Below are 13,645 nucleotides of genomic sequence, written 5' to 3'. Positions count from 1 at the left end.
CGGCGAGGTGGCGTTATCGGGGCGACGGGAATACCGCCACGTCGCCGATCCGGTGCGGGCCCGCATCCGGCCGGGCGGGCGGCCCGGGTGGGCGGGCCGGGCGGGGCGGACCGGGCGGGCGGACCGGGCGGGCCCGGCCGCCGGGTGGGTCAGCTCGGGGTGCAGGTCAGGGTTGGGGCGGTGTTGGTGCTGTTCCAGCTGCCGAGGAAGCCGAAGCTGGTGCTGGCACCGGCACCCAGCCGGCCGTTGTAGTCGACGTTGCGCGCCGTGTATTCCGCGCCACTGTTGCTGATCGTGGCGTTCCAGGTCTGGCTGACCGTCTGGCCGTTGGCGAAGGTCCAGCGCACGGTCCAGCCGGTGATCGCCGAGGGGCCGGCGGTCACCTTGACCTCGCCCTGGAAGCCGCCCTGCCAGGAGTTGACGATCGTGTAGCCGGCCGTGTGGGGGGTGCAGTGGTGGTGACAAGGACGGCTGAGCCCGGCAGCCGCCGCCCGACTCCCGGCGGACGCAGGCATCAGCGTAGGGCGATGGAGTGCCGGAGGCAACCGGTGAAGCTGATCGATGGACAAGGGTGCCGACCGGACGGTGGGCAGCAGCGCCGCCGCCGGCAAGAAGTGCCTGGACGGCGAGCGGACGGGCACGGTTGACCGGCGCAGCGCGGGGTATCTGGTGAGGATCCGCCGGAAGGAGATGCGCCATGGTCAACGTCGGCTACACCCTCCTGTGCGAGCAGGCCGGCCCGAAGCACCTGGTCGACCACGCCGTGCGCGCCGAGGCCGCCGGCTTCGACCACCTGGTCACGTCCGACCACTACTACCCGTGGCTCGACGCGCAGGGCCACTCCCCGTACGCCTGGTCGGTGCTCGGCGCGGTCGCGCACGCGACCAGCCGGGTCGGGCTGATGTCCTTCGTGACCTGCCCGATCCGCCGCTACCACCCGGCGGTGGTGGCGCAGAAGGCCAGCACGGTCGGGGTGCTCTCGGACGGCCGGTTCACCCTCGGGCTGGGCGCCGGGGAGAACCTCAACGAGCACGTGGTCGGCGGCTGGCCGCACGTGGAGCAGCGGCACGAGATGTTCGAGGAGGCGTTGCAGATCATCCGGCCCCTGCTCAACGGCGAGACGTTGACCTTCTCCGGTAACCACTTCGACGTCCCCGACGCGTACGTCTGGGACCGGCCGGAGCGCCCGGTGCCGATGGCGATCGCCGCCTCCGGCCGGCAGTCCGCCACCCTCGCCGCCGAGTACGGCAACGGCATGATCGCCACCGAGCCCGACGCGCACCTGATCCAGATGTACGACGACGCCGGCGGCGCCGGTAGGCCGCGCTACGGCCAGGTGGCGATCTGCTACGGCCCGGACGAGGCCGAGTGCCGCAAGATCGTGCACGACCAGTTCCGCTGGTTCGGCCTGGGCTGGAAGGTCAACGCGAACCTGCCGGGGCCCGAGTCGTTCGCCGCGGCGACGCAGTTCGTGCGCGAGGAGGACGTGGCCGCGTCGATCCCGTGCGGCCCGGACGTGGACCGGCACGTGGCGGCGTTCAAGCAGTTCGTCGACGCGGGCTTCACCCACGTGGCGCTGGTCCAGGTGGGCGCGGACAGCCAGCCGATGTTCCTGAACTGGGCGCAGGAGGAGCTGTTGCCCCGGCTCCGCACGCTGTGACCGCCCGACCTGCGATGGTGGGTCCATGCGTATCGGGAACACCGAGATCCGCCCCCTCGGGGGCGGGGTCGGCTGCCTGCTGATGATCCTCTTCTCAATTCTCGTCTCGGTGGTGCTGACCGTGGTGCTGAACCTGCTGATCTGACCGCCGGGACGGGCGAGGCTGGGCCGCGGGTCAGCGGCGCAGGCCCAGGGCGGTGAGCAGCTCCCGGCTGGTGACCCGGACCGGGTCCAGCATCGCCCGGCGCAGCCAGCGGCGGGTCGGCCCGACCGTGGCCCGCCACGCCCTACGCATGCCCCGCGCCGCCGGGACGACGGTGGCCCGCCAGCCGGCCCGGACGGCCCGACCCAGCGGTACGGCGGTGTGCCGCCACAGCCAGCGCACGGCCCGACCCAGCGGTCGCAGCAGCACGCGGTAGAGGAAGCCGAGCACCCGTCCGGCGAGCCGCCAGGCACCGACGACCCCGTCCACCAGTACCCCGGCGAGGACCTGAGCGACGGCGGCCAGCACCCGGCCGACCGCGACGACCCCGGCGGCGAACACCCGACCGACGGCGGCCAGCCCACGGCCGAGCAGCGCCAGCCCGGCGAGCAGCGACCGTCCCACCGGGGCGAGCACCCGGGCCAGCCAGCGCAGCGGCCGGACCACCAACTGCCGGACCAGCCAGGCCAGCGGCACCCACGCCAGGTGCCGGGCCGCCCAGGCCAGCGGACGCCAGAGCACCCGCACCGCCACCCAGGCAGCGCCTCTCGCCAACCACACCAACGGCTGCCAGATCAGGTGCACCGCGACCCAGGCGAGGCCCCGGGCCAGCCACCCCAGCGGCAGCCACACCAGCGTGCGCACGGCCCAGACCAGGGGCCGCCACAGCAGGTGCACGGCGACCCAGGCCGCCCCACGCGCCAGCCAGACCAGCGGCAGCCACAGCAGGGTGCGCGCGGCCCAGGCCAGCGGGCGCAGCAGCCAGCGGTGCAGGAACCGGCCGGTGGGCGTGACCAGGTACCGGTCCAGCAGGCGGCCGGCGGCGACGGCCAACTCCCAGGCGAGGCGTACCGGCAGGACCACGACCAGGGCGACGGCGCGGGCGACGGCCGCGACCAGCGGGGGCGGCGGCTCGGCCGGGGCTGGGGCGCGCGGGCTCGACGCGGCGGCCGGCCGGGGCGGCGTGGGCGGCCGGTACGGGTCGGACGGGCGCGGGGGCGGCGGGCCGGTCACGGCGTCACGGTAGTCAGCCGCGGCAACGACCGCCGCCCCGGTCAGGCCGGGTCCAGCGCCAGGTCCGCCACCACCGGATAGTGGTCGGAGGCGGTGTCCGCGTCGCCGCCCCGGACCACCCGCACCTGGCGGGCCAGCGCGGCCAACGCGGGCGTGGCGAGCAGGTAGTCCAGGCGCATCCCGGCGAACTCCGCCCCGCCGTGCCGGGTCGGCACGGTCAGCCCGCCGGGCTCGCTCCCGCCCCGGTCCGGCCACAGGTCGACCAGGCCGGCGTCGAGCAGGCGGGACACGGCGCGGGTATCGACGGTACGGCCGTCGCGGCGCAGGTGCCGGCGCCGGTACCGGTCGGACAGGCCGGCCAGCCGGGCGGTGTGGTCGGCGGTCGGCTCGAGGGTGTTCAGGTCCCCGGCGAGCAGGGCCAACTCGCCCCCGGTACGCCGGACCGCCGCCGCGAGCCACTCCGCCTCCATCCGCCGCCGGCCGCCGGAGTACGGATCAAGGTGGGTGCTGAACACGGTGAGCGGCCCCGCCCCGGTAGACACCTGGACCCGGGCGGCGGCGTGGTGGAAGGGTCGGCGTACCCGAGCCGAGCGCAGCACCCGCAGCGGCGCGCGGACCAGCACCGCCACCGGCTGCCCGAAGCAGGACCGGGCCAGGTGGGGCACCATCCCCAGCCGGCCGGCCAGGTCCGCCATCCGCCCGCCCCGGTCGAGGCCGCGCAGCTCCTGCAGGGCCAGCACGTCGGGGCGCTGGCCGCTGACGACCGCGACGATCCCGGCCCACCGGTCGGGCCCGTCCCGGTCCCGCCCGCCGGTTCGGATGTTCCAGGTCATCACCCGCAGCATCGGCGCCCGGTCACTCCTCCCGGCCGGCCCTGGCCAGCTCGTCGGGCAGTTCGGGCACCTGCTCCGACTCGATGGCCGGACGGTTGCCCCGCCGGGCGTCGGCGTTGGGGCGGACCACCCACCAGAGCAGCCCGATCCACAGCCCGCTGAGCAGGATCGCGCCCATGACGTCGGTCGGGTGGTGCATGCCCCGGTACATCCGGGAGACGGCCACCCCGACCGGCATGATCACCGCCATGGCCACGAACAGCCACCGCCACCAGTGGTCGGTGCGGGCGAGCACGATGACGGCGATCGCGGTCCAGAGGCAGATGGTGGCCGCGATGTGCCCGGACGGGAAGGACGAGGTGGGCAGGTGCCCGTCCAGGTTGTCCACCGGCGGGCGGGGGCGGTCGACCGCTCCGGAGGAGGCGAGGAAGAGGCTCAGCTCGCCGAACATCGCCAGCGCCACGAAGAGCACCGGCCGCCAGCGCTTCCAGATCGCCAGCACCAGCGGGCAGAAGACCAGTGAGATCAGCAGGATGGCGTGGGTGTCGCCGAACTTGCTCCACCACCAGCTCAGGTTGTTCAGCGAGTCGGTACGCCGGGCCGCGAGCCACTGCGGCACCTCGGTGTCGAGGGTGTCCAGGAACGTGCCCTTGGCGTGGTAGCTGACCACCATGCCGAACGCGTAGAGGGCGCCGAAGACGAGCACCCAGCCGACCAGCAGCTCGGCGACGGCCGAGCGGGGGTGCTCCAGCACGTGCTCCTCGTCCGGCGCGGGGGTGATCTCCTCCCCCGCCTCCGGCTCCAGGCCCTCGCTGATCGGTGGCACCGGGCGGCCGCGGTCGCGCCGCCACAGCCGGAAGGCGTACGCGGTGACGCCGAGCCAGGTCGCGCCGAGCAGCCAGCCGCCGAGCACGTCGGAGACGAAGTGCACGCCGAGCGCGATCCGGGTCAGCCCGATCAGGAGGACCAGCCCGCCGACCAGGACGATGGCCGGTCTGCGCCACCGGAGCGGCATAGCCGGCAGGAAGACCAGCAGCAGCGCCCCGTACGCGACGAACGAGCCGAGCGCGTGCCCGCTCGGGAAGCTGTTGCCGGGCGCGTGGGTGATCGGCACGTCGACCACCGGGCGCAGCCGCCCGACCAGCGCCTTCAGCGACGGGTCGAGGATCAGCCCGCCCACCCCGCTGATGATCAGATAGACCGCCAGTCGGGGCTGGCGGCGGATCAGCAGGCCGACCACCGCGATGGTGACCAGCCAGATCAGTTCCGGCCGGCCGCCCAGGTCGGTGACCGCCTGGAGCGCGGTGACCAGGGGGTGGTGCGGCGCCACGAGGCGGTTGAACCACTCGGCCGCCTCGTGGTCGGCGCGGTACAGCGGGTCCCAGTGGAACCGGACGAGCATGAGCAGCACCCCGAACGCGACCCCCGCCCCGGCGACCGCGAGCAGCCCTACGACGCTGCGCTCGGCGAACCGGCCGAGGGGCCGGCGGTGGGTCTCCTTGACCGCGGTCACCCGCACCTCCCTTGTGTTCTGCCGAGGCGCGCTGTACCCGGTTCGCGCTCCGCGTACACGCGGCCGCCGGTCAGAGCGCGGTCATCTCGCCGGTGTCGAGGACCGCCGCGGGTTCGGCCTCCGGCTCCCAGAGGTCGGGCTGGGCAGGCTCCGCCACGCCGATCCGCATCGCCTCCAGCTGGGCGGCGAAGGCCAGCCCGCCGAAGAGCGCCATCCCGGTCAGGTTGGCCCACAGCAGCAGGGCCATCATCCCGGTCAGCGCGCCGTAGGTCTGCCCGAATCCGTCGCTGTACTTGACGTACGCGGCGAGCAGCAGGCTCGCCAGCCACCAGAGCGCGGTGGCGATGCCGGCACCGAAGAACAGCCAGGACAGGCCGGGCTGCCGGCGCCGGGGCGCGTGGCGGAACAGCACCGCCACGGCCAGCACGGTCAGCCCGAGGCTGAGCGGCCAGCGGATCACGTCCCAGGCGGCGTTGGCGACGCTGCCCCAGGCGTAGTGCCGCTGCACCGACTCGCCCATCGCCCGTCCGCCGACCAGGATGAGGAACCCGGCCAGCGCGGGTACGCCGGCGGTCACCGCGAGGACGGCGGCACGGACGTACTTGGCCACGGCCGGGCGGTCCCGCTCGACGCCGTAGATGCGGTTCGCGCCCCGTTCGATCTGGGCCATGGTGGTGGCGAGCGCGAGGAGGCCGGTGAGCAGGCCGAGGGTCAACGCCAGTTCGCCGGCGTGTTCGCTGTGCTCGCCGTCGGCCAGCAACTGCTGCACCACCGACTCGCTCTGGCCGGGGGTGAGCGCGAGCATGGTGTCGGCGACCACCTTGCCGCCCTCGTCGGCGCCGAGGTCGGTGATCAGGCCGGTGAGCGCGATGAGGAACGGCACCACGGCCAGGCAGAGCTGCAGGGCGAGGGCCCGGGAGTGGCTGAAGCCGTCGCCGTAGCGGAACCGGACGAAGGCGTCCCGCAGCAGGCACCAGCCGCCGTGCCGGCGCAGGGTGTGCCAGGCGTCGTCGGCGGAGAGTTCGTCCGCCGACATCAGCCGGGTCTCGGGGACCAGCTTGGTGCTACTCACGGCGGGCGTCCTCGACCAGGCGTTCACCGCGCTGACCGGCGGCGTCGGCGTCCACCGACAGGTCGGGGTGGCGCTCCGGCCGGGCCACGCAGAGCCAGAGCGCCGCGGGCCGGATCTCGGCCGTGAGCGAGCGGCCGGGCTCGATCAGGTCGCCGTCGAGCTCCCGTGGCTGGGCCCGGTTGCTGGTGATCTCGACCTTCCGGCCGCGGAGAATCTCCATCCGGGGCACCTGGCCACGCCGGCGGACGAGCGCCCAGCCCATGGCCAGCCAGTGGCCCAGCGTCCGGGGGGTGAGCACCGCGACGTCGAGCCAGCCGTCGTCGGGCTCGGCGTCGGTGAGCAGGCGTACGCCGCCCTGGAGGCGGCCGACGTTGGCGACCAGGACCGAGCGGGCCCGGCGGCGCAGCGGCGGGTGGTCGTCGATCCGGATCCAGACCCGCATCGGCCGGTCCCGCAGGTGCTTCACGGCGCCCACGACGTACGCCGGCCAGCCGATCCGTGCCTTGGTGGTCTCCGAGGTGGCGTCGAGCATCTGCGCGTCGAAGCCCATCCCGGCCATCACGGCGAAGCACTGGTCGCCGACGACCCCGACGTCCAGCCGCCGCCTGCCCCGCTCGACGGCGACCTCCAGCCCGGCGGCCAGGTCGCCGGAGAGGCCGAGGTTGGCGGCGAGCAGGTTGCCGGTGCCCTGGGGCAGCACGGCGAGCGCCACGTCGGTGCCGGCCAGCGCGGTCACGCAGGCGCGTACGGTGCCGTCGCCGCCGCAGGCGAGGACGACCTCCGCGCCGGCCTTGACGGCCGCCTCGGTCTGGCCGCGGCCCGGGTCCTCGACGGTGGTCTCGTACCACGTCGGCGGGGGCCAGCCGGCGGCGTCGAGGGCGCCGTCCACCGTGCGGCGGAACTGGTCGAGATCGGTCACCTTCACCGGGTTGACCACCACCGCCGAGCGCGGCGCGGCGTTGCCGGCGGTCACCAGCCGCTGGTCCGCTCCACCGTTCACGGCGTCAGTGTGCAGCAACTCCGACCGGTCAGCGAGTCGACGGAGACGGACGTTGCATGGATCGCAAACAGGTTTGAGGACCGCAGTGGCCGGTCGGCGCCGCCGGCGTTCGTGCCGTCGGGCGTCAGGCCGCCGTCCGCAGCGCCGCCTCCACCCGCCGGCGCAGGTCGTCGAGGTCGGCGCCGGCCTCGGTGAGCACCAGCGCGGCCAGGCCGTTGCCCTCGCGGAGCAGGCCGAGCAGGATGTGCTCGGTGCCGATGTGGTGGTGGCGCAGCCGGATCGCCTCGCGCAGGCTGAGTTCCAGCACCTTCTTCGCCCGGGGCGAGAACCGGCCGTCGTCGGGCCGGCGCCGGCCCCAGCGCCGGCGGGGTGGGGGCGCCGCCTCGCGCAGCGCGTCGGGTCCGAAGGACTCCTCGATCCGCGCGACGATCGCCGCCAGGTCGATGCCGATCTCCCGCAGCGCCGCCGCGTCGGCCTCGCCGAGGCCGTCGACGCCGCCGGCCGTGTGCCGGGCCACCGCGGCGCGCAGGTCCTCGGCCCGGACGCCGGCCTGGGCCAGCACCCGGACGGCCAGGTTGTCGCCGTCGGCGAGCACGCCGAGCAGCAGGTGCTCGGTGCCGACGGGGCGCCGGCCCTCGGCGCGGGCCTCGTCGACCGCGTGCCGCACCACCGTCCGGGCCCGGTCGGTGAACCGTTCGAACATCACGCCTCCCAGCTTCCGGGCACCGCCGGTCGCCCGGCGTGCTTCTTGTGGACCGCCTGCCGGCTGACCTCGAGCGCGTCGGCGATCTCCTGCCAGGACCAGCCCTGTCGTCGGGCGTTGTCCACCTGGACCACCTCGAGCCGCTCGAGCAGCCGGCGCAGGGCGAGGACCGCGCGGAGCCCGACCTTCGGGTCGGTGCTGCCGGCGGCCGCCGCGAGTTCCGTCGCCTGACTCATGCTGTCAACATAGGTTGACAGCACCCGCCCTGTCAACCCTGGTTGACACGCGACGGGCCGACACGACCGCGACGCGCCCGGGCGCAGCCCCAGCTGGTGCTACGGTCCGCTGGTGTTCCGCCGCCGCTCGCTGGACCGACCGGTCGAGGCCGCCCGCCGGCTGACGGTCGGGCGACTCACGCTGGAGATGGCCGGCGGCAGCGTGGTCGGGCACCACTACCCGGAGAACTTCGACGTGCTGCACGTCGACCCGGAGCTGCCGCTGTTCGCGGTGGCCGACGGGATGGGCGACGGTGACGGCAGCCGGATCGCCGGCGCCACCGCGACGAGCACCTTCGTCGAGCGGGTCCGCGCCGCCTGGCCCGCCGTCGGCGCGCGCGAGCTGCGCGCCGCGACCGCGGAGACCCAGCTGCGGGTACGCCAGGCCGGGGCGGGACTGGCCGGGCTCACCGGCTGCACGCTGACCGCGCTGGCCGTCGAGCCCGACGGCGGGCAGGGCTGGCTCGTCCAGCTCGGCGACTCGCGGGCCTACCGGCTGCGCGACGGGCTGCTGGAGCTGGTGACGGTCGACCACACCATGGCCTGGCTGGGGGTGGTGCACGGCTGGTGGCCGGCCACCTCGCCCGAGGCGGCCCGGGCCCGCTACCAGCTGCTGCGCTACGTCGGCCACCCAGACCGGCCGGAGCCGGACGTGCTGGCCGTCCCGCTGCGCACCGGGGACACCTGGCTGCTCTGCACCGACGGGGTCAGCGACCAGCTCGGCTACCACCGGCTGCGGGACCTGCTGGCCGAGCGGGACCCGGCGCGGGCGGCCCGCGCCCTGCTCTCGGCCAGCCTGGAGGAGGGCGGCGACGACAACGCCACCGCCGTGGTGGTCCGCGTCCTGCCCACCGTGCCCACCCCGCGCTGACCGCGGGCCCGCATCCCCGGCGCGGTGACCGGGCCAGTTCCGCCGACCCGGTCCGGGCGGGCACCCGCCACGACTACCGTGGGTGAGGAGTGCGCGGTCGGGAGGTGAGGCGGGATGGCCGCACCCACCGAGGACGCGGTGGTGGTCGGCGTCGGCCGGTCGGACGAGGACCTCCAGGTGGTCCGGACGGCCGCCGTGGAGGCCGCCGCCCACAACCGCCCGCTGCACCTGCTGCACGCCTTCAACTGGGCGGCGGAGGCCGCGACGTCCACGCCGGGCGGGCCCCGCGCCGCCGCCGAGGACCTGCTGGAACAGGCCGGACAGGTGGTCGCCGAGGCGGAGCCGGCGGTGCCGGTGAGCGGCGCGATCGTCGAGGGCTCCCCGGTCGAGGCGCTGATCCGGGCCTCCGAGTCGGCCTTCCTGGTGGCGCTCGGCGACGGCGGGATGGCCGGCTGCACGGACTGCGTACCGACCGACGCGCCGGCCGTGCAGCTCGCCGCCCGGGCCGGCTGCCCGGTCCTGGTCGGCCGGGCCGAGCCGCCGCCGCCCGGACCGGTGCTGGTCGGCGTGGACGGGTCGACGTCCTCCCACACCGCCCTCGGTTACGCCTTCGACTGCGCGGAACGCCGCGGGGCCCGGCTGCTGGCGATCCGGGTCGTCGAGTCCGGCCGCGCCGGCGACGGCGACGACCTGCTCGCCGAGACGGTGGCCCGGTACGCCGCCCGGCACCCCACGGTGGCCGCCGAGTGCCACACCGTCCGCGGCGATCCCGGCACCGTCCTGGTCGAACAGTCCCGCTCGGCGCAGGTCGCGCTGGTCGCCGCGCGCGGCGACGAAGCCTGGCGGGGCATGCTGGGCGAGGTCAGCCAGTCGCTGCTCTACCACTCGCCGGCCCCGGTGATCGTCGTCCGTGGACTCCCCCCGGACGCCTACGGGCCATGACGCCCGCCCGGCCCGGGACCTCCGGCCCTGACCGCCCGACCGGCGCGGGGCCAAGCTGGACCCGCCCGGGCGGGATATCCGCCTACGGGCTGCAGAAGTCCCCGAGCCGCGAGAGGCTATTGCAGCATGGACACCGCTCTCGACCTGCACAGCCCACTGACCGAAGACGAGCTGCGCCGGCTTGACGCCTACTGGCGGGCGGCTAACTACCTCACCGTCGGGCAGATCTACCTGCTCGCCAACCCGCTGCTCCGCGAGCCGCTCAAGCCCGAGCACGTCAAGCCCCGGCTGCTCGGGCACTGGGGCACCAGCCCCGGGTTGAACCTGATCTACGCCCACCTCAACCGGGTCATCGTCAACCGCGACCTGAACGTCATCTACCTCACCGGTCCCGGCCACGGCGGACCGGCGATCGTGGCGAACACCTGGCTGGAGGGCACCTACAGCCAGCTCTACCACTCCGTGACCCGGGACGAGACGGGGATGGCCCGGCTGTTCCGCCAGTTCTCCTTCCCCGGCGGCATCCCCAGCCACGTCGCCGCGGAGGTGCCGGGTTCGATCCACGAGGGCGGCGAGCTGGGATACGCGCTGAGCCACGCCTACGGCGCCGCCTTCGACAATCCGGAGCTGCTGGTGGCCTGCGTGATCGGGGACGGCGAGGCGGAGACCGGTCCGCTGGCCGGCAGTTGGCTGTCCAACGTCTTCCTCAACCCGGCCCGGGACGGGGCGGTGCTGCCCATCCTGCACCTCAACGGCTACAAGATCGCCAACCCGAGCGTGTTGGACCGGATCCCCGAGGACGACCTGCTCGGCCTGATGCGCGGCTACGGCTACCAGCCCTACGTGGTCGCCGGCGACGACCCCGCCCGGGTGCACCAGAGCCTCGCCGCGACGCTGGACCGGGCGCTCGACGAGATCGCCGAGATCCAGCGCCGGGCCCGCTCCGGCGGCCGGGTCGAGCGCCCCCGCTGGCCGATGATCATCCTCCGTACGCCGAAGGGCTGGACCGGCCCGCAGGAGGTCAAGGGCAAACCGGTCGAGGGGACCTTCCGCGCTCACCAGGTGCCCGTCGACGGGGTACGCAAGAGCCCGGAGGCCCTGGCCGAGCTGGAGCGCTGGCTGCGCAGCTACCGGCCGGAGGAACTCTTCGACGCCACCGGCGCCCCGGTCGCCGAACTGGTCGACCTGCCCCCGAAGGGGGACCGGCGGATGAGCGCCAACCCGGCCACCAACGGTGGGTTGGTGCTGCGCGACCTGAACCTGCCGGACTTCCGCGCCTACGGGGTCGACGTCGAGCATCCGGGCGAGCCGGTGGCCGGCTCCACCGGCGTCCTCGGCCCGTGGATCCGCGACGTGATCACCGCCAACCCGCAGAACTTCCGCCTGTTCGGGCCCGACGAGGTCGCCTCCAACCGGCTCGGCGCCGCCTTCGAGGTCACCGATCGGGCGTTCGTCGGTGCGACGGTCCCCGGCGACGACCACCTGTCGCCGGACGGTCGGGTGATGGAGGTGCTCTCCGAGCACCTCTGCCAGGGCTGGCTGGAGGGCTACCTGCTCACCGGCCGGCACGGCATCTTCACCAGCTACGAGGCGTTCATCCACATCGTCGACTCGATGGTCAACCAGCACGCCAAGTGGCTGAAGGTGACCCGGGGCATCCCCTGGCGGGAGCAGCTCGCCTCGCTGAACTACCTGCTCTCCAGCCACGTCTGGCGGCAGGACCACAACGGCTTCTCGCACCAGGACCCGGGCTTCATCGACCACGTGGTCAACAAGAAGGCGGAGGTGGTCCGGGTCTACCTGCCGCCGGACGCCAACACCCTGCTCTCCACCATGGACCACTGCCTGCGCAGCCGGCACTACATCAACGTGGTGGTGGCCGGCAAGCAGCCGGCGCCGAACTGGCTGAGCATGGACGAGGCCATCCAGCACGCCCGGCGCGGCCTGGGCATCTGGGACTGGGCCAGCACCGACCAGGGCACCGAGCCGGACGTGGTGCTCGCCTGCGCCGGTGACGTGCCGACGCTGGAGACGCTGGCCGCGGCCGACCTGCTCCGGCGGCACCTGCCCGAGCTGAAGGTGCGGGTGGTCAACGTGGTCGACCTAATGCGGCTGCAGCCACCCTCCGAGCACCCGCACGGCCTGCCGGACTTCGAGTTCGACACCATCTTCACCCGCGACAAGCCGATCATCTTCGCGTACCACGGCTACCCGTGGCTGATCCACCGGCTCACCTACCGCCGGACCAACCACGACAACCTGCACGTGCGCGGCTACAAGGAGGAGGGCACCACCACCACGCCGTTCGACATGGTGATGCTCAACGACCTGGACCGCTTCCACCTGGTCATCGACGTCATCGACCGGGTGCCCGGGCTCGCTTCGCGCGCCGCCCACCTGCGCCAGGACATGGTCGACGCCCGGCAGGCCGCTCGCGACTACACCCGCGAGTACGGCGAGGACGACCCCAAGGTCGCCGAGTGGCGCTGGATCCGGGAGACCGAGCTCGGCCTGCGAGGCGGGCAGTGAACCCGGCCGACGTCAGCCGCGACGAGATCCTGGTCGGCTACGACGGCTCCGCCGACTCGACGGTGGCCCTGAACTGGGCACTGGACGAGGCGGGCCGCTCCGGCCGGCCGGTCCGGCTGGCGTACGTCTTCGAATGGCTGACGGTGGTCGGCTGGATCGGACCCGGGGTGGCCCCGGGGATCTGGCCGGACGAGACCGCCCGGCGCAAGGTCGAGGAGCTGGTCCGCAAGGCGGCGGCGGACGCCGGCGCCGAACGGCCCGGCCTCACCGTGACCGGCGAGGTCTTCGACGGCCCGCCCGCCCTGGTGCTGCAGGAACGCTCCGCCGACGCGGGGCTGCTGGTGCTCGGCAGCCGGGGCCACGGCGGCTTCGGCGGCCTGCTCGTCGGCTCCACCGCGGTCTCCGTCACCGCCCACGCGCACTGCCCCGTGGTGGTGGTCCGGCAGGGGCAGGTGGCCAACTCCGGGCCGGTCGTGGTCGGCGTGGACGGCTCCGAGTCCTCCCTGCGGGCGCTCGGCTTCGCCGTCGAGCGGGCCGCCCAGCGGGACGTGCCGCTGCGGCTGCTGCGGGCCTGGGCGCCACCCAGTGAGCGGTGGGTGGATCCCGGTTCCGGTCCGGAGGAGACCGAGGCCACGGAACGGGCAGCGGCCGAGGAGAGCCTGGCCCCCTGGCGGAAGACCTTCCCGGACGTCCCGGTCGAGATCCAGTCGAGCCCGGGCAACGCGGCCGCGCTGCTGGTCGAGGCGAGCCGTGCGGCGCAGTTGGTGGTGGTCGGCAGCCGGGGCCGGGGCGGGCTGCGGGGGATGCTCCTCGGCTCGGTCAGCCAGCAGCTCATCCACCATGCGAGCTGCCCGGTGGCGGTGGTCCGGGAACGCTGAGCGGCGACGCGGGCGGCCGCACCGGGGCAACGAGGCTGTTCAGCGTCGGTCGAAGGTCCCGGGTACGCGGGTCGTACGGGCCGTGCGACGGCCCACCGGATGCCAGAGGATGGACCGGCAAGGCCGCCCGGACCCGAGCGGGGTGGGGCACGA

At 74.4% G+C, this 13,645-nt stretch carries 13 protein-coding genes; 5 read left to right on the top strand and 8 right to left on the bottom strand.

Going from position 1 to position 13,645, the window contains the following annotated elements; all coding sequences use genetic code 11:
• Nucleotides 1-149: 149 nt before the first annotated feature.
• Nucleotides 150-515, bottom strand: a complete 366-nt coding sequence (locus tag ACGF4F_RS34155; RefSeq protein ID WP_393084206.1) for a cellulose binding domain-containing protein — start codon at nucleotides 513-515, stop codon at nucleotides 150-152.
• A gap of 182 nt (nucleotides 516-697) precedes the next feature.
• On the opposite strand from ACGF4F_RS34155, the gene ACGF4F_RS34150 reads away from it, so the two are divergent.
• Nucleotides 698-1,660: a TIGR03557 family F420-dependent LLM class oxidoreductase gene (locus tag ACGF4F_RS34150; protein ID WP_393084203.1), complete on the top strand. Its 963-nt coding sequence runs from the start codon at nucleotides 698-700 to the stop codon at nucleotides 1,658-1,660.
• A 175-nt stretch (nucleotides 1,661-1,835) separates the two neighbouring features.
• Here the strand turns inward: ACGF4F_RS34150 and ACGF4F_RS34145 are convergent, their stop codons facing one another.
• The 7 genes from ACGF4F_RS34145 to ACGF4F_RS34115 all read right to left on the bottom strand — a co-directional run bounded on the left by ACGF4F_RS34145 (nucleotide 1,836) and on the right by ACGF4F_RS34115 (nucleotide 8,233).
• The gene (locus ACGF4F_RS34145; RefSeq protein ID WP_393084200.1) at nucleotides 1,836-2,876 is read right to left on the bottom strand and encodes a hypothetical protein; all 1,041 of its coding nucleotides are present in this window, start codon (nucleotides 2,874-2,876) and stop codon (nucleotides 1,836-1,838) included.
• Nucleotides 2,877-2,917: 41 nt separating this feature from the next.
• Nucleotides 2,918-3,721, bottom strand: a complete 804-nt coding sequence (locus ACGF4F_RS34140; RefSeq protein WP_393084197.1) for an endonuclease/exonuclease/phosphatase family protein — start codon at nucleotides 3,719-3,721, stop codon at nucleotides 2,918-2,920.
• 10 nt (nucleotides 3,722-3,731) lie between these two features.
• Nucleotides 3,732-5,222, bottom strand: a complete 1,491-nt coding sequence (locus ACGF4F_RS34135; RefSeq protein WP_393084194.1) for a phosphatase PAP2 family protein — start codon at nucleotides 5,220-5,222, stop codon at nucleotides 3,732-3,734.
• Between the two features lie 70 nt (nucleotides 5,223-5,292).
• Complete coding sequence (locus ACGF4F_RS34130) at nucleotides 5,293-6,294, bottom strand: YihY/virulence factor BrkB family protein (protein ID WP_393084192.1); 1,002 nt, start codon at nucleotides 6,292-6,294, stop codon at nucleotides 5,293-5,295.
• Complete coding sequence (locus tag ACGF4F_RS34125; RefSeq protein ID WP_357433179.1) at nucleotides 6,287-7,294, bottom strand: diacylglycerol kinase family protein; 1,008 nt, start codon at nucleotides 7,292-7,294, stop codon at nucleotides 6,287-6,289. Before ACGF4F_RS34125 ends, ACGF4F_RS34130 begins: the two co-directional genes overlap by 8 nt.
• A 124-nt stretch (nucleotides 7,295-7,418) precedes the next feature.
• Nucleotides 7,419-7,997: a Clp protease N-terminal domain-containing protein gene (locus tag ACGF4F_RS34120; RefSeq protein WP_393084259.1), complete on the bottom strand. Its 579-nt coding sequence runs from the start codon at nucleotides 7,995-7,997 to the stop codon at nucleotides 7,419-7,421.
• The gene (locus tag ACGF4F_RS34115) at nucleotides 7,997-8,233 is read right to left on the bottom strand and encodes an HTH domain-containing protein (RefSeq protein ID WP_073836364.1); all 237 of its coding nucleotides are present in this window, start codon (nucleotides 8,231-8,233) and stop codon (nucleotides 7,997-7,999) included. The genes ACGF4F_RS34120 and ACGF4F_RS34115 overlap by 1 nt, the downstream gene beginning before the upstream one ends.
• Before the next feature lie 112 nt (nucleotides 8,234-8,345).
• Between ACGF4F_RS34115 and ACGF4F_RS34110 the strand changes: the two genes are divergently transcribed.
• The 4 genes from ACGF4F_RS34110 to ACGF4F_RS34095 all read left to right on the top strand — a co-directional run bounded on the left by ACGF4F_RS34110 (nucleotide 8,346) and on the right by ACGF4F_RS34095 (nucleotide 13,492).
• Nucleotides 8,346-9,143: a PP2C family protein-serine/threonine phosphatase gene (locus tag ACGF4F_RS34110; protein ID WP_393084188.1), complete on the top strand. Its 798-nt coding sequence runs from the start codon at nucleotides 8,346-8,348 to the stop codon at nucleotides 9,141-9,143.
• A 114-nt stretch (nucleotides 9,144-9,257) separates the two neighbouring features.
• Nucleotides 9,258-10,085 carry a universal stress protein gene (locus ACGF4F_RS34105; protein ID WP_393084185.1) on the top strand — a complete coding sequence of 276 codons (828 nt, stop codon included), beginning with the start codon at nucleotides 9,258-9,260 and terminating at the stop codon, nucleotides 10,083-10,085.
• A 126-nt stretch (nucleotides 10,086-10,211) separates the two neighbouring features.
• A complete protein-coding gene (locus ACGF4F_RS34100; RefSeq protein ID WP_357433187.1) occupies nucleotides 10,212-12,614 on the top strand; it encodes a phosphoketolase family protein in 2,403 nt (800 codons plus the stop codon).
• A complete protein-coding gene (locus ACGF4F_RS34095; RefSeq protein ID WP_393084182.1) occupies nucleotides 12,566-13,492 on the top strand; it encodes a universal stress protein in 927 nt (308 codons plus the stop codon). The genes ACGF4F_RS34100 and ACGF4F_RS34095 overlap by 49 nt, the downstream gene beginning before the upstream one ends.
• Nucleotides 13,493-13,645 lie beyond the last annotated feature (153 nt).

The sequence above is a fragment of the Micromonospora sp. NPDC047740 genome, assembly GCF_043204735.1.
In the GTDB taxonomy this organism is placed as follows: Bacteria; Actinomycetota; Actinomycetes; order Mycobacteriales; family Micromonosporaceae; genus Micromonospora.
This window is presented reverse-complemented; position numbering and strand designations above follow the sequence as displayed.

Coding starts and splice junctions, on each gene's coding strand:
- ACGF4F_RS34155 (WP_393084206.1), bottom strand. CDS start 515: ATGCCTGCGTCCGCCGGGAGTCGGGCGGCGGCTGCCGGGCTCAGCCGT.
- ACGF4F_RS34150 (WP_393084203.1), top strand. CDS start 698: ATGGTCAACGTCGGCTACACCCTCCTGTGCGAGCAGGCCGGCCCGAAG.
- ACGF4F_RS34140 (WP_393084197.1), bottom strand. CDS start 3,721: ATGCTGCGGGTGATGACCTGGAACATCCGAACCGGCGGGCGGGACCGG.
- ACGF4F_RS34120 (WP_393084259.1), bottom strand. CDS start 7,997: ATGTTCGAACGGTTCACCGACCGGGCCCGGACGGTGGTGCGGCACGCG.
- ACGF4F_RS34115 (WP_073836364.1), bottom strand. CDS start 8,233: ATGAGTCAGGCGACGGAACTCGCGGCGGCCGCCGGCAGCACCGACCCG.
- ACGF4F_RS34105 (WP_393084185.1), top strand. CDS start 9,258: ATGGCCGCACCCACCGAGGACGCGGTGGTGGTCGGCGTCGGCCGGTCG.
- ACGF4F_RS34100 (WP_357433187.1), top strand. CDS start 10,212: ATGGACACCGCTCTCGACCTGCACAGCCCACTGACCGAAGACGAGCTG.